Source organism: Luteibacter aegosomatis, assembly GCF_023078455.1.
Lineage (GTDB): Bacteria > Pseudomonadota > Gammaproteobacteria > Xanthomonadales > Rhodanobacteraceae > Luteibacter > Luteibacter aegosomatis.
On record NZ_CP095740.1, the window covers coordinates 1,605,506 to 1,630,885 of the forward strand.

The window sequence follows — 25,380 nt, forward strand, 5'->3', positions numbered from 1 at the left end:
TCTGGTGTGAGGCGACGAAAAAGCCCGCGAGCGATCGCGGGCTTTTTTGCGTGTGCGGCGTTGGTGAAAACCGTGCTTATCGCCTACGGCGAGGCGTACGTCAGCGCGAACGGCATGCCGTCAGATCGGCATGTACTCCTCGGCCAGCACCTTCGCCGGCTCCTGCAGGAAGTTGCCCTGCACGAAATCGACGCCACAGGCGAACAGCAGCGAGGTGCTGACGGCATCCTCCACCCATTCGGCCACGGTCTGCTTGCCCGAAGCATGGCCTTCCTTGCAGATCTCCGCGATCTTCTTCTGGTTCTCGGGATGCTGCGGCAGGTCGGTCATGAAGCTGCGGTCGATCTTGAGGTAATCGGCCTCGAGATGGGTGAGCATCTGGAACGAATTGAGGCCCGACCCGAACTGTTCGATGGCGAACCGGCCGCCCGACTTGCGCCAGCCGCTGACGAACTCCTGCACCGGCCGCAGGCGGTTGAGCACCTTCGACTCGGGCATTTCCACCACGAGCGTGCTGCGACGCAGGTTCGCTGTTTCCAGGCGGCGCTTGAGCCATGGGAGCAGGTCGGGGTCTTCCACCGACTGCATCGTGAGCTTCACGAAGTAGGTGGTGGTAAGGCCGTCGTTTTCGCGGTGGACCAGGGCATCGATGGCGTGGCCGAGCACCCAGCGATCGATGGCGGGCAGCAGGCCGTTGCGTTCGGCGACCGGCAAGAAATACGACGGCAACACGTCGCCCTTCGGGCCACGCATGCGGACGAGGATTTCGTAGAACTCGCCGGCCGCGTCCTGCAGGCTGATGATCTGCTGGTGGTAGAGGCGCAGCCCGTCTTCGGCGAGGGCTTCGCGGACCAGGTCCAGCCAGTACTGCTCCCGTTCGGCGTCGGCTTTTTCGCGGGCGCTGGGGTCGTGCAGCTCCACGCGGTTGCCGCCCTGGTTCTGGGCGTTGCGCAATGCCGTGTTGGCTTGCTCGAGCACGGTGTCGGTATTGGCGTTCTTCTCGGCCAGGAGCGTGCCACCGATGGTGACGCTGACCGTCAACGAGCGGCTGCCCACGTCGAAGATATGTTCGGCCACCGTCGTGCGCAGTCGTTCGGCGAGGGCGGCATGTTCGATGTCGCCGCGCGCGCCCAGCACGAGGCCGATGGTGTGGTCGCCGAGTACGCCGGCGATGTCGTCGTCGTCGATGGACTCGCGCACCTTGGCCGCCAGGGTGGCGAGCAACTGGTCGGCGTTGCCCAAGCCCGCGCTGGCGACCATGTCCTTCCAGTTGTCGGGCTCGACCAGCAGGACGGCCTGGCCCGCCCGCCCGGCGGCGGCAGCGGCCACGGCTTCGTCGATGTGCTCGAGCGTCCGTGCGCGGTTGAACAGGCCGGTGACCGGGTCGCGCTGCAACTGGGCCACGAGGGCGGGGTCGACCGTCTGCTGGCGGAAGACGATCTGGATGCAGGCTTCGCCCTCGAAATTGGCCTGGGCGAACTCGGCCCTGGCCTTGAACGTGCCGCCGTCGTCGCGTCGGGCGAGCAGGTCCATGGGCTCCGGGCGCTCGCCGCGGGAAAGGCCGCGCAGCACGTTCTTGAAGTCGTCGGCGTGGGTGCCGGCGATGAGGTCGAGGATGGGCAGGCCTATGATGTCGTCGACCTCGGCGAAGCCGAATGCTTCCAGGTAGGCCTGGTTGACGCGCACGTGCATGCCTTCGTGCACATAGGCGATGGCGTCGCGGGACGAGTCGAGCAGGGCATCGCAGCGCCGCTCCGTCTCCCGCAAGGCGGTTTCCAGGCGGCGCACCTGGCGTCGCGTGGACAGGGAGTCGAACTCGCGCTGGACCACCGACAGCACCTGCTCGGAGCGTGGCCGCAGGGCGATGCCGCGCGCGCCAGCCGCGACGAGGTCGACCACCGAATCGTCCAGGTGGTCGACCACCGCGATGAGGGCGATGTCGCGCCCGCTCGCGTCGAGCTGGCGGGCCACGGCCGAGGGGTCGATCCCCGCAACGGACGGGTTCACGAGGACGAGGTCGGGATGGGTGTCGTCGAGCGCGGCGCGGATGCCTTCCGCGTCGGTGGCCCTGGCGGGACGGACGGCGATGCCGCCGTTGCGCAGGACGTTGATCAAGAGTTCGGCGTCTTCCACCGACTCTTCGATGAAGAGAATCCTGATGACGTTGTCTTGTTTCATGCCATTCCGGTTGCCGCTTTGTCCACCCTGCGATGCCGGAACATCCGGCCCCGCTTCCCCCGACGCGGTCCGGTCGGCCGAAGCCGACCGGAGAGGCACATACTAACGCGCCGAATCGGCAACAGGTCGTTTTGACGGATCGCCCGGAAGTTCGCGGACCAGTTTCGGGACCAGATAGCCGGGCAGGCGGCCGCGCAGCTCGTCGAGGAGTGCCAGGGCGTGGTCGTCGGACACTTCGAAGTGGGCCGCACCGGAGACCTTGTCGAGCTGGTGCAGGTAATACGGCAGCACGCCCGCCGCGAACGAGCGCTCGCACAGCGAGGCGAGCGCGTCGGCATCGTCGTTGACGCCGGCCAGCAGCACCGACTGGTTGAGCAACGTGGCACCGGCCTCGCGCAGGCGTGCGCAGGCGGCGTCGACGGTCGCGTCGAACTCGTTGGCGTGGTTGGCGTGCAGCACCACCACCTTCTGGAGGGGGAGGGCCGCGAGCCATTGCGTGAAGGCGTCGTCGACACGCTCGGGTAGCACCACCGGCAGGCGCGTATGGATGCGCAGGCGGATCACGTGGGGCAGGGCGGCGAGGCCTCGCGTGAGTTCCTCGAGCTTGTGCGTGGCCAGGGAAAGCGGGTCGCCGCCGGAAAGGATCAGCTCGCGGATCGACGTATCGGCGGCCACGTGGGCAAGGGCATCGCGCCACTGGGCCGCGGCGGCGATTTCCTCCCCATAGGGGAAATGGCGCCGGAAGCAGTAGCGGCAGTTCACCGCGCACGAGCCGCTGGCGATCAGCAGGGCGCGGCCGTCGTACTTGTGCAGCAGGCCGTGGCCGGCCCGCGAGGCCATGTCGCCCACGGCGTCCACCGTATAGCCCTCGGCCGGGTCGTGCTCTTCCCGTCGCGGCAGCACCTGGCGAAGCAGGGGGTCGTCCGGATCGCCCGGGCGCATGCGGGCCACGAAACCACGCGGAACCCGCAGCGGAAAGCCGGCGTCGTCGGGCGGAAGCAGGTCGGCGCGGTGGGCGAGACCCACGGCGGCCAGGAGTTCGCCCGCATCGGTGATGGCATCCCGCCACAGCTCGCGCCAGCCCGGGGAGGGCGTGGATAGGCGGGACGGGGGGCTTGCGGTTATCATGGTGGGCCTTGGGGCGGGCCACGAGGCCCCTTAGAGCCCCCTATTTTAGCCGCCCGGCGGGCGGATTCACCTCTGGAGCACGAAACGCATGGCGACTCTTGGCCTCAATGACGTCAAAACGGGCAAGAAGATCCTTCACAACGGCGACCCCTGGGTCATCACCGAAGCCGACTTCATCAAGCCGGGCAAGGGCCAGGCGTTCACCCGCATCCGCGTGCGCAACCTGAAGGACGGCCGCACCACCGAGTTGACCCTGAAGTCGAGCGATTCGTACGAAGAGGCCAACGCCGTCGACACCGACGCCACCTTCTCGTACATCGAAGGCACCGGCAACGAGCGCGAGTGGGTCTTCATGCACACGGAAACCTTCGAGCAGTACCGCGCCAACCTGGCCGCCATGGGCGACGCCTGGAAGTGGCTCAAAGGTGACGAGGAGTGCCAGATCACCCTCTTCAACGAAACCCAGATCATCGCCGTCCAGGCGCCGAAGTTCGTCGAACTGAAGATCGTCGAGACCGATCCGGGCGTCCGTGGCGACACCTCGGGCGGCGGCGGCAAGCCGGCCACGCTCGAAACCGGCGCCGTGGTGCGCGTTCCGCTGTTCGTCAACCAGGACGAAGTCATCAAGGTCGATACCCGCACGGGTGAGTACGACAGCCGCGTCAAGTAAGGCGGTACGTTCCACGACTCCGACGGCACGGCCGCCCCCTGGGCGCCGTGCCGTTTGCTTATAGGCCATGAGGCGATGCCCGTCCCCCGCATCGCGACCCACGAGGTGACAATGAGCAGCAGCCCCCTTGCCGTCGATCTTCTCATCGAGGCCCGCTGGGTCGTACCGGTGGAACCGCACGGCGTCGTGCTCGACGACCATGCCGTGATCGTGAACGACGGCGCGATCGTCGCGATCGTGCCTGCCGACGAGGCCCGCGCGCTTTATGCCCCGAAGGAGCGCGTGTCGCTCGGCGAACACGCGCTGATCCCCGGCCTGGTGAACTCGCACACGCACAACCCCATGACGCTGCTTCGTGGCCTCGCCGACGACCTGCCGCTCATGACCTGGCTGCAGGACCACATCTGGCCGGCCGAAGGCCGCGTGATGGGCCCGGACTTCATCCGCGACGGCGTGGAACTGGCCGTGGCCGAGATGATCCGAGGCGGCACCACCTGTGCCAACGAGAACTACTTTTTCCCCGACGTGATCGCGGCCACCTATCGCCAGATGGGCTTTCGCGCGGTGGTGGGCCTGCCCATCATCGACTTCCCCACGCCGTGGGCGAAGACCTCCGACGAATATTTCCAGCGCGCCGTGGAAGTGCACGATGCGCTGCGCGGCGAATCGCTGCTGAGCACGGCGTTCGCACCGCACGCGCCGTACACGGTGTCGGACGAGAACTTCGAACGCATCCGCGTGCTCGCCGAACAGCTCGACATTCCCATCCACCTGCACACGCACGAGACCGCGCAGGAAGTGGACGAGGCGGTCGCGAAGGACGGCATGCGTCCGATCGAGCGGCTGAAGAAGCTGGGCCTGCTGAACGAGCGCCTCATCGCCGTACACATGACCCAGCTCACCGACGGCGAGATCGCCGCGTGCGCGGCCGCCGGCGTGTCGGTGGTGCATTGCCCCGAATCCAACCTCAAGCTCGCCTCGGGTTTCTGCCCGGCCGAGAAGCTGCGCCGCGCGGGCGTCAACCTGTGCATCGGCACCGACGGTTGCGCGTCGAACAACGACCTGGACATGTTCGGCGAGATGCGTACCGCCGCGATGCTCGCCAAGGCCGTGGCCGGCGACGCCGCCGCCTTCGACGCCGCCTCGGCGCTACGCGCCGCCACGCTCAACGGCGCCGCGGCCATCGGCCTGGGCGACAAGGTCGGTTCGATCGAGCCGGGCAAGCGCGCCGACCTCGTCGCCGTGCGTCTCGACGATCTCGAAACCCAGCCCCTGTACCATGTGGCCTCGCAATTGGTATACGCCACCGGCCGCCACCAGGTGAGCGACGTGTGGATCGACGGCCAGCGCAAGCTGGCCGACAAGCGCCTGGTCGGCATCGACGTCGACGCCATCCGTGAGAAGGCGCGCGGATGGCGCCAGCGCATCGCCGCGGAGGATCCGGCATGAACGAACCGATGCACCTGTATCTCGTGATGGCCATGCGTACCCCGCAATTCCAGGTGTCGGCGGGCGAGGCCCACAAGGCATTCCTCGACGACCTGATCGAGCAGAACCTGCTCGAACTCACCGGCCCCTTCACCGACGGCACTGGCGGCGCCTATCTCCTGCGCGCCACGGATCTCGCCACCGCCACGCAGATCGCGCACGGCGACCCCCTGCACACGAGCGGCTCGTCCGCGCTCACCGTGCACGAGTGGCGCGTGCGCCGTTTTCCCTGAGGTTTTCGTCATGCAGAATGCCAATGTCAGCGCGGAAGAAATCGCCCGCTTCGAAAAACTCGCCGCCCGCTGGTGGGATCCCGACGGCGAATCCCGCCCGCTGCACGACCTCAACCCCGTGCGTGCGGCCTACGTGGCCGGCCTCGCCGACCTGCGTGGCGCGAAGGTGGCCGACGTCGGCTGCGGCGGCGGCCTGCTCAGCGAGGCGCTGGCCCGCGCGGGGGCGAACGTCACCGCTATCGACCTGGGCGCCAAGCTGATCGAAATCGCGAAGCTGCACCTGTTCGAGTCCAACCTCACGGTGGACTATCGCGTGCAGTCGTCCACCGAACTGGCCGACGCCGAGGGCGGCACGTTCGACACCGTGTGCTGCATGGAGCTGATCGAACACGTGCCCGATCCGCTGGTGCTGGTGCGCGACCTCGCCGCCTTGCTGAAGCCGGGCGGCCGCCTGTTCCTTTCCACCCTCAACCGCACGCCGGCCGCGTTCGGCGCGGCCATCGTCGGCGCCGAATACCTCATGCGCCTGCTGCCGCGCGGCACGCATCACTACGCGCAGTTCCTCAAGCCTTCCGAGGTGGCGGGGATGCTGCGTCACGCCGGCCTCGAACTCGAAGACATCAAGGGCCTGACGTACAACCCGATCACCCGCAACGCGAGCCTGTCGGGCAATACCTCCGTCAATTACGTGCTCTGCGCGAGGAAGGCCTCGTGAAGCCGTTGCCGTTCAAGCCCGAAGGCGTGTTCTTCGACCTCGACGGTACCTTGCTCGACAGCGCGCGCGATCTCTACGCGGCGCTCGTGACGCTCGGCGGCGAACTGGGCCGCGAGGCTCCCCCCTACGAGACGGTGCGTGCCGTGGTCTCCCGCGGCTCGCGGGCCATGCTCGCGGTCACCTTTCCCGAATTCGACGCCGACGCCATCCTCGCCCAGATACCGCGGTTCTTCGCGCTGTACGAAGCGACGATGGGCACCGACGGTTCGCATCCTTTCGACGGCATCGAGCCGTTGCTGGCGGGCCTGGATACGGCGGACATCCGTTGGGGCATCGTCACGAACAAGCCGGGCGCGCTCACCGATGCGCTATTGCCACGCGCCGTGCCGAACTGGAAGCCGGCCGCCGTCGTCTCGGGCGATACGTTGCCGGTGAAAAAACCCGACCCCGCGCCCGTGCTGCACGCCTGCGCGATCGCCGGTTGCGATCCGGCGCGTTCGGTGTTCGTCGGCGACGACCGCCGCGACGTGTCGGCGGGTCATGCCGCCGGGCTCTATACGGTGGCGGTGCGCTGGGGTTACCTCGATGGCGGCGATCCGGCCGAGTGGGGCGCCGACGCGGTGATCGGGCATCCCGACGAACTGGCGGCGTTGTGCGGGCTCGGCGAGGTGGCGGCGTGAGCGACGGCGCCACTCAGAGTTACGTCGACAAGTGGTTGGCGGTGCAGCCGCAGCAGCGCATCGCGCTGGGTTTCGTCGATGCCGCCACGCGCGACGGGCACGTGGCGCTCGCCGCGTTCGAACAGGAACTCATCGCCTCGGCCTACGGTATCCGCGAGCCGCAGGTGGCGGCGGCCAAGCTCCAGTGGTGGGCGGAAGAACTCTCCGGGGCGACGGCCAGCGGTGGACGCCATCCGCTGACCAAGGTGCTGTTCGCCAGCGCGCGGGCCAAACAGGTGTCCTCCGGCGTTTGGCTGGCCCCGGTGCTGGCCGCCATGGCGCAGTTGGAGCAGGGCACGCCGTCCGATTTCGACGCCCAGGTGGCGGCCGCCCGCAACATGCACGGGGCGCTGGCCGCCCTGGAGAACGCCTGGTGGTTCGGCGCCGATGCGGCGGCCGAGGCCGCGACACGCGTGGCCACGTTGTCGCACCTGGTGTTCGCCTTGTCGCGCCTGGAACTCGACGCCGAGCGCGAGCGGCTGCCACTGCCGATGTCGAGGCTGGCCCGCCATGGCTTGTCGCGCACGCAACTGAAGAACGATTCCCCGGCGCGGCGCGATGCCGTGCGGGCGCAGTTGGGCGACCTTGCCGAGGGCCTCCGGGCCGCGTTGGCCCTGGGCGAGCCGCTGAGCACGTTTCGCGGCCTGGAAGGGCGCACGGCCCTGGCGACCGCGCACGGCGCGTCACGCGCCGCCGAGCCGTTCGCGGAGCTGCATCGCCGGCAGTCGCGGACCGGGCCGGCCACGGCCTTCCGGGCTTGGCGTGCGGCGCGGCGTGCGGCGCGGTTGGGCTGAACGGACCATTTCCCGGCACTCACCATTGACCCTGTCGCTTCCATGCCCCATGTCGGTGCCGTGAGCCGGTAACGGCCTTTCCAAGGATTTTTCGATGTACATCCAAGATTCCCCGACCCGCCTGCTGCCCGACGTGGCCTCCCAGGAACACGCCCTGGCGATCGGCACGCTCGACTGGGTCGGCATGGACGGCATGGAGATGCCGGTGGCCTTCGACGCCGGCGACGGCGACGTGCGTGCCACGGGCGCCCGCGTGGGCGCCTTCGTCAACCTCAACAAGTCCGAGGCGCGCGGCATCCACATGTCGCGTCTCTACCTGCTGGTGTCCGAGGCCTTGTCCGCGGGGCCGCTGACCCTCGGTGGCATCCGCGACCTGCTGGGGCAGTTCCTGAGTTCGCACGAAGGGCTGTCGGACCACGCGCGCCTCACCATCGGCTTCGAGCACCTCGTGCGCCGGCGTGCGCTGCGCAGCGACAACAGCGGTTGGCGCGCGTATCCGATCACCATCGACGCCACGCTGAAGGGCGAGGCGTTCCATGTCGAGATCACCACCGACGTGGTCTATTCGTCCACCTGTCCGGCGTCGGCCGCGCTGTCGCGCCAGCTGATCCAGGACAGCTTCGCCAAGGCGTTCCCGGCCGACCGGTCGATGGATCGCGAGACCATCCTCGCGTGGCTGGGCACGGAGCAGGGTATCGTGGCCACGCCCCACGCCCAGCGCAGCACGGCGACGATCCGCGTGCGGCCGGCGGGCGAAGGCACCTTCGACCTCATCGGCATGATCGACCGCGTGGAAAGCGCGCTGGGCACGCCGGTGCAGACCGCGGTCAAGCGCGCCGACGAGCAGGCCTTCGCGCTCGCCAACGGCAGCAACCTGATGTTCTGCGAGGACGCCGCGCGCCGCATCCAGAAAACCCTCGATGCCGACGACGGCATCGCCGACTTCCACGTGCGCGTGGCGCATCACGAGAGCTTGCATCCGCACGACGCGGTGGCGTTCTCGAGCAAGGTTCGCCGGTAGTTTCCCGCATTCTCGAATCGCGGACCCTGTCCGCGATTACCGGATGCCGGGAAGCAACAGGGGATCCAGCCTTACCCCGAACCAGTTGAACCCCCAATGCACGTGCGGCCCGGTGGCTCGCCCGGTCTTGCCGGCCGCGCCCAGCACCTCGCCCTGGCGCACGTGCTGCCCCACCTTCACGTCGATGCGCGACATGTGCAGGAAGTTCGACGACAGGCCGAAACCGTGGTCGAGCAGCACCGTGCCCCCGGTGAGGTAGAGATCGGGCCACGTGCCGGTGACGATGCCGTCGGCCGGCGCCTTGATCGGAGTGCCCTCGGGCACCGCGATGTCCATGCCCGAATGCGGTGCCTTCGGGTCGCCGTTGTAGACGCGCTGGTTGCCGAAGCGCCCGCTGATGCGTCCGGTCACCGGCCAGATGAAGCCGTGCGCGAAATCCTCCCGCGCGTCGTCGCGCTGGCGTGCCGCCACCACCGCGGCCTGCTCGCGCTCGATGCGCGCCGCGATCTCCGGCGGCGGGTTCACCGTCTTCGGCGGCACGCCGTTGACGTGTTCGATGGGCCAGTCGCGCGGGGTCACGACCACGTCGCGCACGGCGCGACCGAGGCCGACGCGGATCGGCCCCTTCTCGTCACGTCCCGCGCCGAACACGAAGAGGCCGTCGTTGCCGACGTGCACCGGCTTGCCGTCGACCGTCACGCGCGTGCCGGGCGTGACGTGGCCGATGACGAGCCCGCCCTGCGACACGCTGGCGGGCAGGTCGGGCACGGCGGCGAACGCCGTGCCGCCGACCAGAAGCGCGACGAGCGCGCCCGTGGCTGCCCTCATCGATCGAAGGCCAGGCGCTGGCCGCGCACGCCGTCGTCGACCGACTTGCCGTCCCACACGCGTTGGCCATTGACGAAGGTGGACGCGATGCTGCTGCTGAAGGTGGTGCCCTCGAACGGCGACCAACCGCACTTGGACAGTACTTCACCGCGCGTGACCGTATGCGGTGTGTTCGGATCCACCAGCACCAGGTCGGCCGCGTAGCCCTCGCGCAGGAAGCCGCGGTCCTTCACGTTGAAGAGCTTCGCCGGGTTGTGGCAGACGGTTTCCACCACGCGTTCCAGGGTGAGCTTGCCTTCGGTCACGCGCTGCAAGGCCGCCTGCAAGGCGAACTGCACCAGCGGCAGGCCGGACGGTGCCTTGTCGTATTTCTGCTCTTTCTCTTCGAGCAGGTGCGGGGCGTGATCGGTGGCGAGCACGTCGAGGCGGCCTTCGGCCAGCGCCTTCGTGATGGCGTCGCGGTCGGCCTCGTCCTTGATCGCCGGGTTGCACTTGATGAGGAAACCCTTCTCGTCGTAATCGGCCTTGCCGCCGAAATGCAGGAAGTGCACGCAGGTTTCGGCCGTGATGCGCTTGCCTTCGATCGGGCCCGGCTCGAACAGGGCCAGTTCGTCGGCGGTGGAAATGTGCAGCACGTGCAGGCGGGTGTCGTGCTTCTTCGCCAGCGAGATGGCCAGGCGCGTGGACTTGATGCAGGCCTCGCGCGAACGGATGTGCGGATGCTCCCAGGCGGGGATGTCCTCGCCGTACTTCTCGCGCGCCTTCTCGTGGTTGGCATCGATCATCGGCGTGTCTTCGCAGTGCGTGATGATCGGCACGGGCGTGTCGCGGAAGATGCCGTCGAGCGTTTCGGGATCGTCCACCAGCATGTTGCCCGTGGAGGCGCCCATGAACACCTTCACGCCCGGCGCGGCCTTGGGGTCGAGCTTGCGGATGTGTTCGAGGTTGTCGTTGCTGGCACCCATGTAGAACGCGTAGTTCACGGCCGAGGTTTCGGCGGCGCGGGCGTATTTCGCCTCGAGCGTGTCGCGGTCGAGCGCGGGAGGCTTCGTGTTGGGCATTTCCATGAAGCTGGTGATGCCGCCGGCGGCGCAGGCGCGCGACTCGCTGCGGATGTCGGCCTTCTGCGTGAGGCCGGGCTCGCGGAAGTGCACCTGGTCGTCGATCATGCCGGGCAGAAGCCAAAGGCCCGAGGCGTCGATCACCTGCTCGTCACGTTCTTTTTCCAGTCCCTCGGCGATTCTCGCGATTTTTCCGTCGCGAATGCGTACGTCGGCCTTGAAGCGCTTGTTTTCGTTGACGAGTTCGGCGTTCTTGATCAGCCAGGCATCAGTCATGGGTATGAGCTCCTTGGGCGCCGCAGCGGCGCAGGATGAAACGTTCGGGGACGGGGTCGGCACCACCCTCGCAGAAGGGCTGGCAACGCAGGAGCCGCCAACCGGCCAGGACACTGCCGCGCGCCGGACCGAAGCGGGCTATGGCAACCCGTGCATAATCGGAACACGATGGATGGAACCGGCAGCGAGCCCCGAGGAGGGGGCTGAGCCACCGCTTGTAGAAGGACAGTAACAGAAGGAGGAGGCGGGTCACTTTGGATTCGAGCCCGGTGTCGACCGGCGTTTGCCAGCCGACAGTATCCCAGAAGAGAGGTTGCTGGGGTAACGCATCTGGGCTATAACACCCCGCCGCCACGGCCACCGAGGTGAAGGAAATGGCGAAAATCGCTCCAAGTTCCGCAGCTGCCAAGGGCGCCGCCAAGAAGGGCGGAGCCGGTGATGTGAAAAAGGCCAAGAACGTCGTGGCCGCGGCGAAGACGGTAAAGGCTCCGGCCAAGACCGCCGCGAAGACGACGGCCGCGCCCGTGGCGAAGAAGGCGCCGGCGAAGGCCGCGCCGACCAAGGCGCCTGCGAAGGCTTCCGCGAAGGCGGCACCGGCCAAGCCGGCTCCCCCGAAGGCCGCCAGCAAGGTAGCGGCCAAGACGCCCGCCAAGACGCCCGCGACACCGGCGGCAGCGAAGAAAACCACCGTCGCGGCCACCAAGGCGGCGACGAAAACGCCCGCGGCGCCCGTGAAGAAGGCGCCCGAGGCCAAGCCGGCGGCGAAGCCCGTCCCGGCCCACGACGCACCGACGTCCACCTCCGGCCGCAAGGCGTCCGCGGTGGCCAGTGCTACCCCATCCAGAACCGAGAAGTCCGCGCAATCAAGCATGAACAGCACCGCTCTTGACAACGGCATCACCAAAGAAGACGGCCGCTACGCGCTGCCGGCCACCACCGTCATCGACCTGCCCGAAGGCTATCGTCCGAGCGACGACGATGGCGAGGAATACATGAGTCCCAAGCACCTTGCGTATTTTCGCAAGAAGCTGAAAAAGTGGCGCGACGATCTGATCGAGGAATCGCGTCAGACGATGGACAACCTGCGCGAGGAAGTGCGCGACGTCGGCGACGAGGCCGAGCGTGCCACGCGCGAGACGGAAAACTCGCTCGAGCTGCGTACCCGCGACCGCTACCGCAAGCTGATCTCCAAGATCGACAAGGCGCTGCGCCGCATCGAGGAAGGCCGCTACGGCTTCTGCGAGGAGACCGACGAGGAAATCGGCCTGGAGCGTCTCGACGCCCGTCCGATCGCCACCCTCACGCTCGATGCGCAGGAGCGTCGCGAGCATCTGCAGAAGCAGATGGGCGACTGAGACAAGGCCCGTTTGCCGCACAGAAGCCCCGCCCCGTGCGGGGCTTCGTCGTTTCAGGGGAGTGCCAGACGCTACACTGCGATGGAAAGGAGCCTCCCATGCGCCACCTGCAGAACCTGATCCTCAATACCGACAGCTACAAGGCCAGCCACTGGCTGCAATACCCGCCGGGCACGGACAGGACGTTCTTCTACGTGGAATCGCGCGGCGGCGTCTACGACAGGACCGTGTTCTTCGGCCTGCAGGCCATTCTCAAGGGGTGGCTCAGCCGCCCGGTGAGCCACGACGACGTGGACGGGGCGCGCGATTTCTTCGCCGCCCATGGCGAGCCGTTCAACGAATCTGGCTGGCGACGCATCGTCGACGTGCATGGCGGCCGCCTGCCGATGCGTATCCGCGCGGTGCCCGAAGGTACCGTGGTTCCCACGCACCAGGCCCTGGTGACGATCGAATCCACCGATCCCGAGGCCTTCTGGCTGCCGAGCTACCTGGAGACCCTGCTGCTCCGCCTCTGGTATCCGGTGACGGTGGCGACGTCGAGCTGGCAGGTAAAGCGAACCATCCGCGGCTTCCTCCAGCGGACGAGCGACGATCCGGAAGGGCAGTTGCCTTTCAAGCTTCACGACTTCGGCGCGCGCGGCGTATCCAGTGCGGAATCCGCGGCCCTCGGCGGCATGGCCCACCTGGTCAATTTTCGGGGCACCGATACGGTACAGGGCGTGTTGGCGGCGCGCGAGTATTACGGCGAAGCCATGGCGGGCTATTCCATTCCCGCCGCCGAGCACAGCACCATCACCAGTTGGGGACGCGATCGCGAGGTGGACGCCTACCGCAACATGCTCCGCCAGTTCGCGAAGCCCGGCAGCCTGGTCGCGGTGGTGTCCGACAGCTACGACATCTTCCACGCCATTCGCGAACATTGGGGGCGCACGCTGCGCGAGCAGGTGATCGCATCGGGCGGCACGCTCGTGGTGAGGCCCGATTCGGGCGATCCCGTGGAGGTGGTGCATCGTTGCCTGACCTTGCTCGACGACGCCTTCGGCGCCACCGTGAACGGCAAGGGCTACCGGGTGCTCAACCACGTTCGGGTCATCCAGGGCGACGGCGTCAATCCGGACAGCATCCGCGCCATCCTCGAACGCATCACGGGCGCGGGTTATTCGGCCGACAACGTCGCCTTCGGCATGGGGGGCGCGTTGTTGCAGAAAGTCGATCGAGATACGCAGAAATTCGCGCTCAAGTGCTCGGCGGCGCGCATCGATGGCCAGTGGGTCGACGTCTTCAAGGCGCCCGTGACCGACGCGGGCAAATTCTCGCAGCGCGGGCGGCTCACGCTCATCAGGCATCGCGAGTACGGCACCTGGCGCACCGTGCCGATTCCCCATGAGGTCGATTCGGTCGAGGGCATGGGCCTGGAGCACGGGTGGGAGCATGCGATGGAGACCGTCTGGGAAGACGGTGAGCTGCTGCGCGACTGGTCGTTCGGCGAGGTGCGCGGACGCAGCGAGCAGGATTGATCGTCGCTTCGTAGCCATCGCGGACCCGGTCCGCGATGGGGCTTGCGACTACCCGGCTATAACCTCAGCCGCATACGCCTTGATCCGCGCCAGCATCGCCGCCAGCCCGTTGGACCGGGTGGGCGACAGGTGCTTGGCCAGCCCGATCTCCTGCACGAAGGCCGGCTCGGTGTCGACGATCTCCCGGGCGGAGCGATCGGAGTACACGCGCAATACCAGCGCGATGAGCCCCGATACGATGGCCGAGTCGCTGGTCGCCTCGAAATGCAGCCGCGCGGCGTCGCCCGACGGCACCAGCCATACCATCGATTGGCAACCGTGCACGCGGTGCTCCTCGGTCTTGTTCGCCTCGGCGAACGGCGGCAGCTGGCGACCGAGGTCGATCAGGTACTGGTAACGCTCGGTCCAGTCGCCGAAAAAGCCGAACTCCTCGGCGATGGCCGCCTGGGCCTCCGCCGCGGTGGGTTCCTGCGGATGGGTCATGCCTTCACTACGCTCCAGCGCGTGCCCTGGGCGCCGTCCTCGATGGCGATGCCCATGGCTTTCAATTGGTCGCGGATCGCGTCGGAGCGGGCGAAATCCTTCGCCGCGCGTGCCGCGCGCCGTTCGTCGAGCAGCGCCTCGATGGCGGCCGCGTCGATCGCTTCCCCCGGATTGCCCTCACGGAACCAGGCTTCGGGGTCTTGCTGCAACAGGCCCAGCAGGGCGCCGCCGCCGAGCAGGGCGGCCTTGGCCGCCGCACGGTCGGTGCCGGTGGCACGGCGCGCGGCGTCGGCGAGCTGGGAGATCTCGGCCAGGGCCTGGGGCGTATTCAGATCGTCGCACAGCGCCGCCTCGACGGCCTCCGGCACCCCGATTTCGCCCGCGTCGACGTCGGCCATGTCGCGCAGCACGCCATACCAGCCGTCGAGGGTGCGCACCGACTGGGTGAGGGCGGCATCGGACCAGTCCAGCGGCTGGCGGTAGTGGCCGCGCAGCAGCATCAGGCGCAGCGCCTCACCCGGGTGCTTTTTCAGCAGTTCGTGCAACTGGAGCACGTTGCCCAACGACTTCGACATTTTCCTTCCTTCGAAGGTGAGCATGCCGTTGTGCAGCCAGTAGCGGGCGAACACCTTGCCGCCGTGGGCGCAGGTGCTCTGGGCGATTTCGTTCTCATGGTGCGGGAAGGTGAGGTCGACGCCGCCGGCGTGGATGTCGATGGTGTCGCCCAGGTGGGCCTCGCTCATGGCCGAGCACTCGATGTGCCAGCCCGGCCGGCCCCGACCCCAGGGGCTGTCCCAGCCGGGCAGGGTGGCGTCGGAGGGCTTCCACAGCACGAAGTCGCCGGGGCTCTTCTTGTAAGGCGCGACCTCCACGCGGGCGCCGGCGATCAGTTCGTCGGGATCCCGGCCCGATAGCGCGCCATAGTCGGAATAGGAATCCACATGGAACAGCACGTGCCCCTCGGCCTCGTAGGCATGGCCGCCGGCGATCAGGCGTTCGATCATGGCGACGATCTGGGGAATGTGCGCCGTGGCGTGGGGCTCCACGTCGGGCGGGGCGACGCCCAGGCGGGCGATGTCGTCGCGGTAGGCCTGGGCGAAACGCTCGGTGATCTGTCCGATGGGCACGCCGGCGGTCGCCGCGGCGGCATTGATCTTGTCGTCCACGTCGGTGATGTTCCGCGCATAGACGAGGCCGGGGAAATGGCGGCGGATCAGCCGCGCCAGCACGTCGAACACCACCGGCGGCCGTGCGTTGCCGATATGGATGTAGTTGTAGACGGTGGGCCCGCAGACGTACATCGTCACCCGCTGGGGATCGAGGGGGACGAACGCCTCCATGCGGCGTGACAGGGTGTTGTAGAGCGAGATCGGCATCGGGGGTCCATGACGGGCGCGGCGGGCGGCCGGCCTGAAATAGTAGCAAGGCCGCGCCTTCACTGGCGCACGCGCGAGGGCGAAATCCGTTGACACGCCACGAGGAATCGGCGTGTGAAACCTATAAGCGTGGATTCAGCGTGAACTTGCTGGAATGTGCGCCAGTAGGCGCTTTTGTGGCGCCTCGCTGGAGGTCTTTCTTCATGGCTCGCCTGCTCATCCCCGCGTTGTTCCTCGCGGTCTTCGCCACCGGCGCCTTCGCGCAGGATGGCCGCTATGGCCCCCCGGGGCCGCCTCCGGGCGCCGCCGGTCCGGACGACAACACCCACTTCGGCTGGGCCGACGTCCTGCGCGTCGATCCCGTGTACGGCGTGTCGCGCGTGGAAACGCCACGCCAGGAGTGCTACGACCAACCCGTGGTCCGCCGTGAGTCCGGCGGCAGCAGCACGGCCGGCACCATCCTCGGCGCCGTGGTCGGCGGCGTTCTCGGCAACACCGTGGGCAAGGGTGATGGTCGCAAGGCTGCCACCGTGGCCGGCGCGCTGGCCGGCGGCGTGGTCGGCAACAACGTCTCGCGCAGCGACGACCGTACCTACGAAGGCACGGAAACCCGCTGCCGTGACGTGAGCACGGTGTCCGAGCAACGTCGCATCGCGGGTTACGATGTCGAATACCGCTATCGCGGCGAGGTCTACGTGTCGCGCCTGAACTACGATCCGGGCGAGCGCCTGCGCGTGCGGGTGAGCGTGTCGCCGGCGGATTGATTCCTTCCGGCACGGTGTTCGTCGAAAGGCCGCGAGACATCGCGGCCTTTTTGCTTCCGTCGATCCCATCGGCTGGACGCTATGCGTGGCAACGGCTTCGCCAGTGATGGCGAGCGGTGCTCCCCATCGCGGACAGGGTCCGCTCCCACCCTCCGGTAGCCGGCTACCGGAGAAGGGACGTCGGCTACCGGAGGGTGGGAGCGAACCCTGTTCGAGATTCCCGCGAAGCGGCGGACGGCCCGTTGCCTCTCCCCTCGTCGAAAGGGTCTCAGCCTGGCTCGGACCCATGACCCGCTCGGATCGGATCCACGGCCCCATTGCGCAACGCACCAATCCACGGCATCATCGGGATTCCACCTGACCCAGGCCCCGACGTGTCCCACGCCGTCTACACCGCGATCATCCTGACCAGCGCCCGTATGGCCGCGGGGATGACCTCGCGTGCTCGTCGACCGTACATCGGACACTCGGCCGGGTAGGCTGTCGCGCGCGTTTCATTCGTCTCGACTAAAAAACCCGGCCACGTGCCGGGTTTTTTCGTTTCCGGTTTCCCCTTTCCACCCCTGGACCGCCATGACCATCCGCCATTTCCTTTCCACCCAGGACTACAGCCGCGCCGAGATCGACGCCCTGCTCGAGCAGGCCGCCGAGTTCAAGCGCTCGCCCCAGGGCCAGCAGATGGCCGGCAAGTCCATCGCGCTGATGTTCTTCAACCCCTCGATGCGCACGCGCACCAGCTTCGAACTGGGGGCGTTCCAGCTCGGCGGCCATGCCGTGGTGCTGTCGCCCGGCAAGGACGCCTGGCCCATCGAGTTCGAGGTGGGCGCCGTGATGGACGGCGAGGCCGAGGAACACATCGCCGAGGTGGCCCGGGTGCTGTCTCGCTACGTCGACGTGATCGGCGTGCGCGCCTTCCCGAAATTCGTCGACTGGTCGGTGGATCGCCAGGACAAGGTATTGGAAGCCTTCGCCCGCTACGCCACGGTGCCGGTCATCAACCTGGAAACCATCACCCACCCGTGCCAGGAACTGGCCCACGCGCTGGCGCTGAAGGAACACCTGGGCGATCTGCAGAACAAGAAATACGTGCTCACCTGGACGTACCACCCCAAGCCGCTGAACACCGCCGTGGCCAACTCGGCGCTGCTGATCGCGACGAAGATGGGCCTGGACGTGACCCTGCTGTGCCCCACGCCGGAATACGTGCTCGACGAACGCTACATGGACTTCGCCAGGCAGAACGCGCGCGATAACGGCGGTTCGCTACAGGTGTCGCACGACATCGAGTCCGCCTACCGCGGCGCGCATGTCGTCTATGCCAAGAGCTGGGGCGCCATCCCGTACTTCGGCCGCTGGGACGAAGAAAAGGCCATCCGTGATGCGAACAAGCATTTCATCGTCGACGAGGCCAAGATGGCGCTCACCGACAACGGCCTGTTCAGCCACTGCCTGCCGTTGCGCCGGAACATCAAGGCCACCGACGCGGTGATGGATTCGCCCGCCTGCATCGCCATCGACGAGGCCGAGAACCGCCTGCACGTGCAGAAGGCGGTGATGGCTTCGCTGGTTTCGCATTCCTCCGGCGCCAAGTCCGGCCTCGGTTTCTGATCGACACCCTTCCTTTTCGCCTTACCTTTCCGGAGCCAGCATGTCCAACGATATCGTCCTCGCCTTCTCGGGCGGCCTCGACACCAGCTTCTGCGTGCCCTACCTGATGGAGCGCGGCTACGCCGTGCACACGGTGTTCGTCGACACCGGCGGCGTATCCGCCGAAGAGCGCGAATACATCGAGCAGCGCGCGCAGGAACTCGGCGCCGCTTCGCACCGCACCGTGGACGCCGCGCAGGCGATCTGGGACAGCTTCGTCACCCCGTTGATCTGGGCGGGCGAGTTCTACCAGGGTCAGTATCCGCTGCTGGTCTCCGACCGCTACCTCATCGTGAAGGCCTCGCTGGAGCGTTGCGACGAACTGGGCACGAAATTCTTCGCCCACGGCTGCACGGGCATGGGCAACGACCAGGTGCGTTTCGACCTCACCGTGAAGGCGCTGGGCGACTACACCATCGTGGCGCCGATCCGCGAGATCCAGCGCGAGCACACCCAGGTGCGCGCCTATGAGCAGAAGTACCTCGAGGAGAAGGGTTTCGAGGTGCGCGCCAAGACCAAGCACTACACCATCAACGAGAACGTGCTGGGCGTGACCATCTCCGGCGGCGAGATCGACGCGTGGGAAATCCCGGGCGAGGGCGCCGTGGGCTGGTGCGCGCCGCGCGCCGAATGGCCGTCCGAACCGCTGCGCATCGAGCTGGGCTTCGAGAAGGGCGTGGCCACCTCGCTCAACGGCAAGCCCGCCTCGGGTCCGGAGATCCTCGGCTTCCTCAACCGTGAGCTGGCGAAGTACGGCGTGGGCCGCAGCCTGTACACGGGCGACACCAACATCGGCCTGAAGGGCCGCATCGTGTTCGAAGCGCCCGCGCTCACCGCGCTGCTCACCGCGCACCGTGCGCTGGAAGAAACCGTGCTGTCCAAGCAGCAGAACCGCTTCAAGCCCGAGATCGGCCGCAAGTGGACCGAGGTGGCCTACGAGGGCTTCTTCAACGATCCCATCAAGGCCGACCTCGAGGCCTTCCTCGTCTCCACCCAGCGCAAGGTCGATGGCAAGGTCATCGTCGAAACGCGCGGCGGCACCGTCTATGCGGTGAAGGTGGAATCCAAGCACATCCTGCAATCGGCCAAGGCCACCTACGCCCAGGCCGCCGACTGGGGCGTGGCCGAGGCCGAGGGCTTCATCAAGCTCTACGGCATGAGCTCCACGCTATGGGCGGAAGTCGACCGCGCCAACGGGAACTGATCAGCCCATGGACACACTCCTCGAAGACACCCTCAAGCACCTGCGCGCGCTCGTCTCGTACGACACGCGCAACCCGCCCCGAACCATCGGCACCGGCGGCATCTTCGATTACCTGCGCGAGAACCTCCCGGGGTTCCACGTGGAGGTGACCGACTTCGGTGCCGGTGCCGTCAACCTCTACGCGGTGCGTGGCACGCCGAAGCACCTGTTCAACGTGCACCTGGACACGGTGCCCGATTCCCCGCACTGGACGGCGAGCCCGTTCGAGCTGCGCGTCGACGGCGAGCGCGCCGTCGGCCTCGGCGCCTGCGACATCAAGGGCGCCGCCGCCGCGCTGGTGGCGGTGGCGAACGTCACCGAGGGCGACATGGCCCTGCTGCTCTCCACCGACGAGGAAGCCAACGATGCGCGCTGCATCGACGGCTTCCTCAAGATGCCGCGCGACTACGAGGCGATCATCGTCGCCGAGCCCACCAAGGGCGAGGCGGTGCTGGCCCATCGCGGCATCCATTCGGTGCAGATGCGTTTCCTCGGCCGCGCCGGGCACGCCTCGGGCGACCAGAAGCCTTCCGACAGCGCGCTGCACCAGGCGATCCGCTGGGGCGCCGCGGCGCTGGACCACGTCAATGCGCTGTCCCACGAGCGCTTCGGCGGCCTGACCGGCCTGCGTTTCAACGTCGGCAAGGTCGAAGGCGGTATCAAGGCCAACATGATCGCGCCCACGGCCGACGTGCGCTTCGGCTTCCGTCCGCTGCCGTCGATGGACGCCAACGCGCTGCTGGAAACCTTCCGCACGCTGGTCGAACCGCACCCCGTCGAATACGGCGAAACCTTCCGTGGCGATTCGCTGCCGGCGGGCGACACCGCCACCGCCGAATCGCGCCGCCTCGCGGCGCGCGACCTCGCCGACGAACTCGGCATCCCGGTCGGCAACGCGGTGGACTTCTGGACCGAAGCCGCACTGTTCTCCATGGCCGGCTACACGTCCTTCGTCTATGGCCCCGGCGACATCGCCCAGGCGCACACCGCCGACGAGTGGGTCGCCCTCGAACAACTCGGGCACTACGCCCGGACCATCCATCGGATCGTCAGTGGACACCAATAAGCACACCCGCAAGACCATCGTGCGCCTGCTCTCCGCCATGGGCAGCGCGCGCGAAATCCAGCAGTACCTCAAGCGCTTCTCGCAACTGGACGCGGCGCGGTTCGCCGTGGTGAAGGTCGGCGGCGCGGTGCTGCGCGACGAGCTGCCCGATCTCACGTCGTCGCTGTCGTTCCTGCAGCAGGTGGGCCTCACGCCCATCGTGCTGCACGGCGCGGGCCCGCAGCTGGACGAAGAACTGTCGGCGGCGGGCATCGAAAAGAAAACCGTCAACGGCCTGCGCGTGACCTCGCCCGAGGCGCTCGCGATCGTGCGCAAGGTGTTCCAGGCGCAGAACCTGCGCCTGGTCGAGGCCTTGCAGGAAGTGGGCACGCGCGCCACCTCGGTGCCGTCGGGCGTGTTCGCCGCCGACTTCCTCGACCAGGACGCGCTCGGCCTGGTCGGCAAGGTGCGAGAAATCAACCTCGCGCCGATCGAGGCCAGCCTGCGCGCGGGATCGATCCCGGTCATCGCCAGCCTGGGCGAGACGGATGCCGGCCAGATTCTCAACATCAACGCCGACTTCGCCGCGAACGAGCTGGTGCGGGTGTTGCAGCCGTACAAGATCGTCTTCCTCACCGGCACGGGCGGCCTGCTCGACGGCGACGGCAAGGTGATCGACTCGATCAACCTCTCCACCGAGTACGACCAGCTGCTGTCGCAGCCGTGGCTGCATTCGGGCATGCGCCTGAAGATCGAGCAGATCAAGGATCTGCTGGACGACCTGCCGCTGACCTCGTCGGTGTCGATCACGCGCCCCTCGGAACTGGCGAAGGAACTGTTCACGCACAAGGGTTCCGGCACGCTCGTGCGCAAGGGCGAGCGCGTGCTTCGCTACGAATCGTGGGACGGTGTCGACCTCGACCGCATGCGCGAGCTCATCGAATCGAGCTTCGGCCGCACCCTGGTGCCGGATTATTTCGAGCGTACGAAGCTCTACCGCCTCTACGTCTCGGAAAACTATCGGGCCGCCATGGTGCTCACCATGGAAGAAGGCTTCGCCTATCTCGACAAGTTCGCCGTACTCGACGACGCGCAGGGCGAAGGCCTGGGTCGCGCCGTGTGGCAGGTGATGCGCGACGAGAACCCGAAACTGTTCTGGCGTTCCCGCCACGGCAACGTCATCAACCAGTTCTACTACGCGGAGTCCGACGGCTGCTTCAAGCAGGCCCGCTGGAAGGTGTACTGGTATGGCCTGGACAACTTCGCCGACATCGAGCGTTGCGTCACGCACTGCGCCACGCGCATTCCCACCTTGAAGGACTGAACGCCATGTCCACCAAGACCATCGGCATCGTCGGCGCCCGCGGCCACACGGGCGCCGAACTGATCCGCCTGATCGCCAACCATCCCTCGCTGGAACTGGCTTTCGTTTCCTCGCGCGAGCTGGAAGGCCAGCGCCTCGCCGATCACAACGACGTCTACAAGGGCGACCTGCACTACACGAACCTCGACCCGGCCGCCGTGGCGGAGCAGGGCGTGGACGTGGTGATCCTCGCCCTGCCCAACGGCAAGGCGGCGCCGTACGTCGAGGCGATCGACAAGGTCTCCGCCGGCACGGTCATCGTCGACCTCTCGGCCGACTATCGCTTCGACGAGCGCTGGTACTACGGCCTGCCCGAGCTTTACCGTGACCGCTGGCGTGGCGAGAAGCGGGTGAGCAACCCGGGCTGCTACGCCACGGCCATCCAGTGCTCCATCGCGCCGATCAAGGACCTGCTGGCCGCGCCGCCGGTCTCGTTCGGCGTCTCGGGGTATTCCGGCGCGGGCACCACGCCCTCCGACCGCAACGACCCGGACAAGCTGCGCGACAACCTCATGCCGTATTCGCTCACCGGACACATGCACGAGAAGGAAGCCAGCCGTCATCTCGGCATGCCGGTGGAATTCATGCCGCACGTGGCGCCGCATTTCCGCGGCCTCACCGTCACCACGAATCTTTACCTGGCCAAGCAGCACAAGCGTGAGGACATCGTCCGCCGCTTCGAAGCGCGCTTCGAGAAGGAAAAGCTGATCCACGTGGTCGACGAGGCACCGTGGGTGAGCCGCATCGCGCACGAGCACCACCTGGAGGTCGGCGGCTTCGCGATGTCGGTCGACGGCCGCCGCGTGGTCGTGGTCGCCACGCTGGACAACCTGCTCAAGGGCGCCGCCACGCAGGCCATGCAGAACGTGAACCGTTCGCTCGGCTTCGACGAACTCACCGCCATCCCGCTCCGGGCGAAAGGACACTGACGATGACCCAGCCGCTCTGGCAGAAATCCGATACGCAGGTCGACGCGCGCATCATGCGCTTCCTCGCCGGCAACGACGTGGTGCTCGACCGCGAGTTCTTCCTGCACGACATCACGGCGAGCAAGGCGCACGTCGAAGGGCTCGCCAACATCGGGGTGGTATCGGCCGACGAACGCGATGCGTTGTTGCGCGAACTCGATGCGCTGGCCGAGGATTTTCGTGCGGGCGCCTTCGTGCTCGACGATCGCTTCGAAGACGGTCATTCGGCGATCGAAGCGCGCCTCACCGAGCGCCTCGGCGATGCGGGCCGTCGCGTGCATACGGGGCGCAGCCGCAACGACCAGATTCTCGTCGCCACGCGACTGTGGCTGAAGGAAAAGCTCGCCACGCTGGAAACCCTCTGCCGTCGCATCGCCGAGGTCTGCCTCGACCGCGCGGCGGGCGAGGCGCTGCCGATGCCCGGTTACACGCACATCCAGCGCGCGGTGGTGTCGTCCACCGGCATGTGGTTCGCCGCCTTCGCCGAAGCCTTCATCGACAACACGCTGCGCGCGCGCCAGGCGTCCGCCCTGATCGACGCCAATCCGCTCGGCACCGCAGCCGGCTACGGCGTGAACGTGGCGCTCGATCGCGCCCATACCACGGCCGCGCTCGGGTTCGGCCGCATGCAGGTATCGCCGATCTACGCGCAGCTCTCGCGCGGCAAGTTCGAAATGGCCGCGCTGGATGCCGTCGGCACGGCCCTGCTCGACACGCGCCGCCTGGCCTGGGACCTCTCGCTGTTCACCACGGCCGAGTTCGATTTCGTGAAGCTGCCGGCGGAATACACCACCGGTTCGTCGATCATGCCGAACAAGCGCAATCCCGACGTGGTGGAACTGCTGCGAGCGAGCTACGCCAGCGTGGCGGCGGCGCGCACCGAGATCGAGCAGTTGCTTTCGCTGCCGTCCGGCTACCAGCGCGACCTCCAGTTCTCCAAGGGCTCGCTGTTCCATGGCTTCTCCATGGGCCTGGGTGCGCTGGAACTGCTGCCCGACATGCTCGCCCGTTTCGAGTGGAAGGCCGAGAAGATGCGTGCCGCCATCGAACCGGCGATGTACGCCACCGACGTGGCCATCGAGCAGGCCGTCGCGGGCGTGCCGTTCCGCGACGCGTATCGCGCCGCGGCGGAAACGGCCGCTTCGGCGGGCGAGGGGCGTTCGCCGGAATCCAGCCTCGCGGCGCGCAAGTCGCCGGGTGCCGGGCATGACCTGATGCTTGACGTGTTGCGCAAGCGGCTACACACCGTAGCCAGCTGACCAGGTTCATCGCTTCGCACGATTCGCCGATACGATCGGCTCCCACCCATCCGGTAGGAAGTTTGCTACCGGAGGGATTTCCTGCACGGACCTCCTGCCGAACGGACCCTTACTCCTTCGATAGCAAGCTTCTTGCGCAGGAATCCCTTGCTGAAAGCTTTCTTGCCGAAGGAGCTTTCACCCTTCGGTAGCGAGCATCGTCCGCGAAAGACTTTCCTACCGAAGGGGTGGGAGCCGATCGTATCGGCGAAGGGAGCTTGCGGTATCGCAGCTACCGAAAGCAGATCACCGCCTCTCGTTGGAATGATCGCCATCAAAGGACGGGGCGGACTCTGTCCGTCCAAAACCCGTGCCACGTCGAATGAACTTCACCAACCCCCTGGGGCGACCAATCCGAGCCACATCATCGCAATAAGCGCGATGACGAATGTGATACTTGCCGTCTTGATCGCGCGGTCTCTGGCGATGATGCACGCGAGCGACCCGGTGGCTAGCAGAACGTGCCATAACTGAATGGGCACGGCTATCTCTCGCAAAAATAGGCGCCTGCGACCGTCCCTACGGTGGTACCGATACCAAAGCCCGCGGGGCCTCCAAGACCCCAGGTCGAGCCCACGCCTATGGCGGCTCCAAACAGCGCTCCGGCCGCGGTAAATCCGGCAACGCATCTATTGTATGAAGTGTTTTCAATGAACTCGGCTTTCATCAGGCCGCCGTGAATCTTCAAAGCTTCCGTGGTGCGCAACTCGCGCATACGTTCTATCCTCTTATACGGTTCATCGTGTGAACACGCATATTTAGGCACGGAGCATCATTTCCGTCATTCAGCGTTTTGTAAATCGCCGCGTAAGTCTGGCGTATTTCTGAATCGGTTGATTACCTACCCATCATGCTCTCGAACGCTTTTTTTCGGTGAGCTTTTCCAGGCATAACCTGAGGCTCTCCGCGAACTAACTTGGCCCGCAGAGGCCTGCGTCTCGTTGAAGAGGCTCCCGATATCCCGGCCAAAGAGGGCGGCTTACTCTCGCCCAAGTTAGAAAGCTCGCTACCGAAGGGTGGGAGCGGACCCTGTCCGCGATAGTCGCTAGCGATACGCTTGCTATCGCAGCGGCTGATCCCATGCCATGCGAGTCAACGAGCCTGGTGTGGGAGCTGACTCCGTCGGCGATGCCATCCGCCAAGCCGCCACGCCGCGCACACCATCCGCAACAAAGACGCGTCATCGCATCGCCACGCCTACAGACAACCC

Annotated in this window: 24 protein-coding genes; 16 read left to right on the forward strand and 8 right to left on the reverse strand. The window is 67.0% G+C overall.

Annotated elements, in window-relative coordinates:
- Window positions 1–120: 120 nt before the first annotated feature.
- Together L2Y94_RS07445 and epmB are read right to left on the reverse strand one after the other, a co-directional pair.
- Entirely contained in the window at window positions 121–2,178 is a 2,058-nt protein-coding gene (locus tag L2Y94_RS07445; protein ID WP_247374077.1) for an EAL domain-containing response regulator, read from the reverse strand.
- A gap of 102 nt (window positions 2,179–2,280) precedes the next feature.
- Window positions 2,281–3,306 carry an EF-P beta-lysylation protein EpmB gene (gene epmB, locus L2Y94_RS07450; RefSeq protein WP_247374078.1) on the reverse strand — a complete coding sequence of 342 codons (1,026 nt, stop codon included), beginning with the start codon at window positions 3,304–3,306 and terminating at the stop codon, window positions 2,281–2,283.
- 88 nt (window positions 3,307–3,394) lie between these two features.
- Between epmB and efp the strand changes: the two genes are divergently transcribed.
- The 7 genes from efp to folE2 all read left to right on the forward strand — a co-directional run bounded on the left by efp (window position 3,395) and on the right by folE2 (window position 8,946).
- Entirely contained in the window at window positions 3,395–3,976 is a 582-nt protein-coding gene (gene efp, locus L2Y94_RS07455) for an elongation factor P (protein WP_247374080.1), read from the forward strand.
- Window positions 3,977–4,087: 111 nt separating this feature from the next.
- A complete protein-coding gene (locus tag L2Y94_RS07460) occupies window positions 4,088–5,425 on the forward strand; it encodes a TRZ/ATZ family hydrolase (RefSeq protein ID WP_247374081.1) in 1,338 nt (445 codons plus the stop codon).
- Window positions 5,422–5,697 (forward strand): YciI family protein, encoded by a 276-nt coding sequence (locus tag L2Y94_RS07465; protein ID WP_247374083.1) that lies wholly within the window; start codon window positions 5,422–5,424, stop codon window positions 5,695–5,697. The genes L2Y94_RS07460 and L2Y94_RS07465 overlap by 4 nt, the downstream gene beginning before the upstream one ends.
- A 10-nt stretch (window positions 5,698–5,707) precedes the next feature.
- Window positions 5,708–6,412, forward strand: coding sequence for a bifunctional 2-polyprenyl-6-hydroxyphenol methylase/3-demethylubiquinol 3-O-methyltransferase UbiG (ubiG, locus tag L2Y94_RS07470; RefSeq protein WP_247374085.1), 705 nt, complete (start codon window positions 5,708–5,710; stop codon window positions 6,410–6,412).
- Window positions 6,409–7,092, forward strand: a complete 684-nt coding sequence (locus L2Y94_RS07475; protein ID WP_247374087.1) for an HAD family hydrolase — start codon at window positions 6,409–6,411, stop codon at window positions 7,090–7,092. The genes ubiG and L2Y94_RS07475 overlap by 4 nt, the downstream gene beginning before the upstream one ends.
- Window positions 7,089–7,925 (forward strand): squalene/phytoene synthase family protein, encoded by an 837-nt coding sequence (locus L2Y94_RS07480; RefSeq protein ID WP_247374088.1) that lies wholly within the window; start codon window positions 7,089–7,091, stop codon window positions 7,923–7,925. Before L2Y94_RS07475 ends, L2Y94_RS07480 begins: the two co-directional genes overlap by 4 nt.
- A gap of 94 nt (window positions 7,926–8,019) precedes the next feature.
- Complete coding sequence (folE2, locus tag L2Y94_RS07485; protein ID WP_247374089.1) at window positions 8,020–8,946, forward strand: GTP cyclohydrolase FolE2; 927 nt, start codon at window positions 8,020–8,022, stop codon at window positions 8,944–8,946.
- 36 nt (window positions 8,947–8,982) lie between these two features.
- On the opposite strand, the gene L2Y94_RS07490 is transcribed toward folE2, so the two are convergent.
- The 3 genes from L2Y94_RS07490 to yidD are packed head-to-tail and all read right to left on the reverse strand — an operon-like array spanning window position 8,983 to window position 11,472.
- The gene (locus L2Y94_RS07490) at window positions 8,983–9,774 is read right to left on the reverse strand and encodes a M23 family metallopeptidase (RefSeq protein ID WP_247374090.1); all 792 of its coding nucleotides are present in this window, start codon (window positions 9,772–9,774) and stop codon (window positions 8,983–8,985) included.
- Window positions 9,771–11,111 carry a dihydroorotase gene (locus tag L2Y94_RS07495; protein ID WP_247374091.1) on the reverse strand — a complete coding sequence of 447 codons (1,341 nt, stop codon included), beginning with the start codon at window positions 11,109–11,111 and terminating at the stop codon, window positions 9,771–9,773. Before L2Y94_RS07495 ends, L2Y94_RS07490 begins: the two co-directional genes overlap by 4 nt.
- The gene (gene yidD, locus L2Y94_RS07500; protein ID WP_425602458.1) at window positions 11,104–11,472 is read right to left on the reverse strand and encodes a membrane protein insertion efficiency factor YidD; all 369 of its coding nucleotides are present in this window, start codon (window positions 11,470–11,472) and stop codon (window positions 11,104–11,106) included. The genes L2Y94_RS07495 and yidD overlap by 8 nt, the downstream gene beginning before the upstream one ends.
- Before the next feature lie 13 nt (window positions 11,473–11,485).
- Between yidD and dksA the strand changes: the two genes are divergently transcribed.
- Window positions 11,486–12,466 carry an RNA polymerase-binding protein DksA gene (gene dksA, locus L2Y94_RS07505; protein ID WP_247374093.1) on the forward strand — a complete coding sequence of 327 codons (981 nt, stop codon included), beginning with the start codon at window positions 11,486–11,488 and terminating at the stop codon, window positions 12,464–12,466.
- 98 nt (window positions 12,467–12,564) lie between these two features.
- Complete coding sequence (locus L2Y94_RS07510; RefSeq protein WP_247374094.1) at window positions 12,565–13,983, forward strand: nicotinate phosphoribosyltransferase; 1,419 nt, start codon at window positions 12,565–12,567, stop codon at window positions 13,981–13,983.
- 48 nt (window positions 13,984–14,031) lie between these two features.
- Here L2Y94_RS07510 and L2Y94_RS07515 read toward each other — a convergent pair whose 3' ends face one another.
- Window positions 14,032–14,466, reverse strand: a complete 435-nt coding sequence (locus L2Y94_RS07515; protein WP_247374095.1) for a SufE family protein — start codon at window positions 14,464–14,466, stop codon at window positions 14,032–14,034.
- On the reverse strand, window positions 14,463–15,842 hold the full coding sequence (gene cysS / locus L2Y94_RS07520; RefSeq protein ID WP_247374096.1) for a cysteine--tRNA ligase: 1,380 nt from the start codon (window positions 15,840–15,842) through the stop codon (window positions 14,463–14,465). The genes L2Y94_RS07515 and cysS overlap by 4 nt, the downstream gene beginning before the upstream one ends.
- A 203-nt stretch (window positions 15,843–16,045) precedes the next feature.
- Here cysS and L2Y94_RS07525 point away from each other — a divergent pair, with 203 nt between their 5' ends.
- The 7 genes from L2Y94_RS07525 (at window position 16,046) to L2Y94_RS07555 (ending at window position 24,131) form a co-directional block, all read left to right on the forward strand.
- A complete protein-coding gene (locus tag L2Y94_RS07525; protein ID WP_247374097.1) occupies window positions 16,046–16,606 on the forward strand; it encodes a glycine zipper 2TM domain-containing protein in 561 nt (186 codons plus the stop codon).
- Window positions 16,607–17,179: 573 nt separating this feature from the next.
- On the forward strand, window positions 17,180–18,214 hold the full coding sequence (locus L2Y94_RS07530; protein ID WP_247374099.1) for an N-acetylornithine carbamoyltransferase: 1,035 nt from the start codon (window positions 17,180–17,182) through the stop codon (window positions 18,212–18,214).
- Window positions 18,215–18,254: 40 nt separating this feature from the next.
- Window positions 18,255–19,457 carry an argininosuccinate synthase gene (locus L2Y94_RS07535; protein WP_247374101.1) on the forward strand — a complete coding sequence of 401 codons (1,203 nt, stop codon included), beginning with the start codon at window positions 18,255–18,257 and terminating at the stop codon, window positions 19,455–19,457.
- 7 nt (window positions 19,458–19,464) lie between these two features.
- Window positions 19,465–20,562 (forward strand): acetylornithine deacetylase, encoded by a 1,098-nt coding sequence (locus tag L2Y94_RS07540; RefSeq protein WP_247374103.1) that lies wholly within the window; start codon window positions 19,465–19,467, stop codon window positions 20,560–20,562.
- The gene (locus tag L2Y94_RS07545; RefSeq protein ID WP_247374104.1) at window positions 20,549–21,865 is read left to right on the forward strand and encodes an acetylglutamate kinase; all 1,317 of its coding nucleotides are present in this window, start codon (window positions 20,549–20,551) and stop codon (window positions 21,863–21,865) included. Before L2Y94_RS07540 ends, L2Y94_RS07545 begins: the two co-directional genes overlap by 14 nt.
- Before the next feature lie 5 nt (window positions 21,866–21,870).
- Complete coding sequence (gene argC / locus L2Y94_RS07550; RefSeq protein ID WP_247374105.1) at window positions 21,871–22,833, forward strand: N-acetyl-gamma-glutamyl-phosphate reductase; 963 nt, start codon at window positions 21,871–21,873, stop codon at window positions 22,831–22,833.
- A 2-nt stretch (window positions 22,834–22,835) separates the two neighbouring features.
- Window positions 22,836–24,131: an argininosuccinate lyase gene (locus L2Y94_RS07555; protein ID WP_247374106.1), complete on the forward strand. Its 1,296-nt coding sequence runs from the start codon at window positions 22,836–22,838 to the stop codon at window positions 24,129–24,131.
- A 523-nt stretch (window positions 24,132–24,654) separates the two neighbouring features.
- Here L2Y94_RS07555 and L2Y94_RS07560 read toward each other — a convergent pair.
- Window positions 24,655–24,885: a hypothetical protein gene (locus L2Y94_RS07560; protein WP_247374107.1), complete on the reverse strand. Its 231-nt coding sequence runs from the start codon at window positions 24,883–24,885 to the stop codon at window positions 24,655–24,657.
- Between the last annotated feature and the right edge of the window lie 495 nt (window positions 24,886–25,380).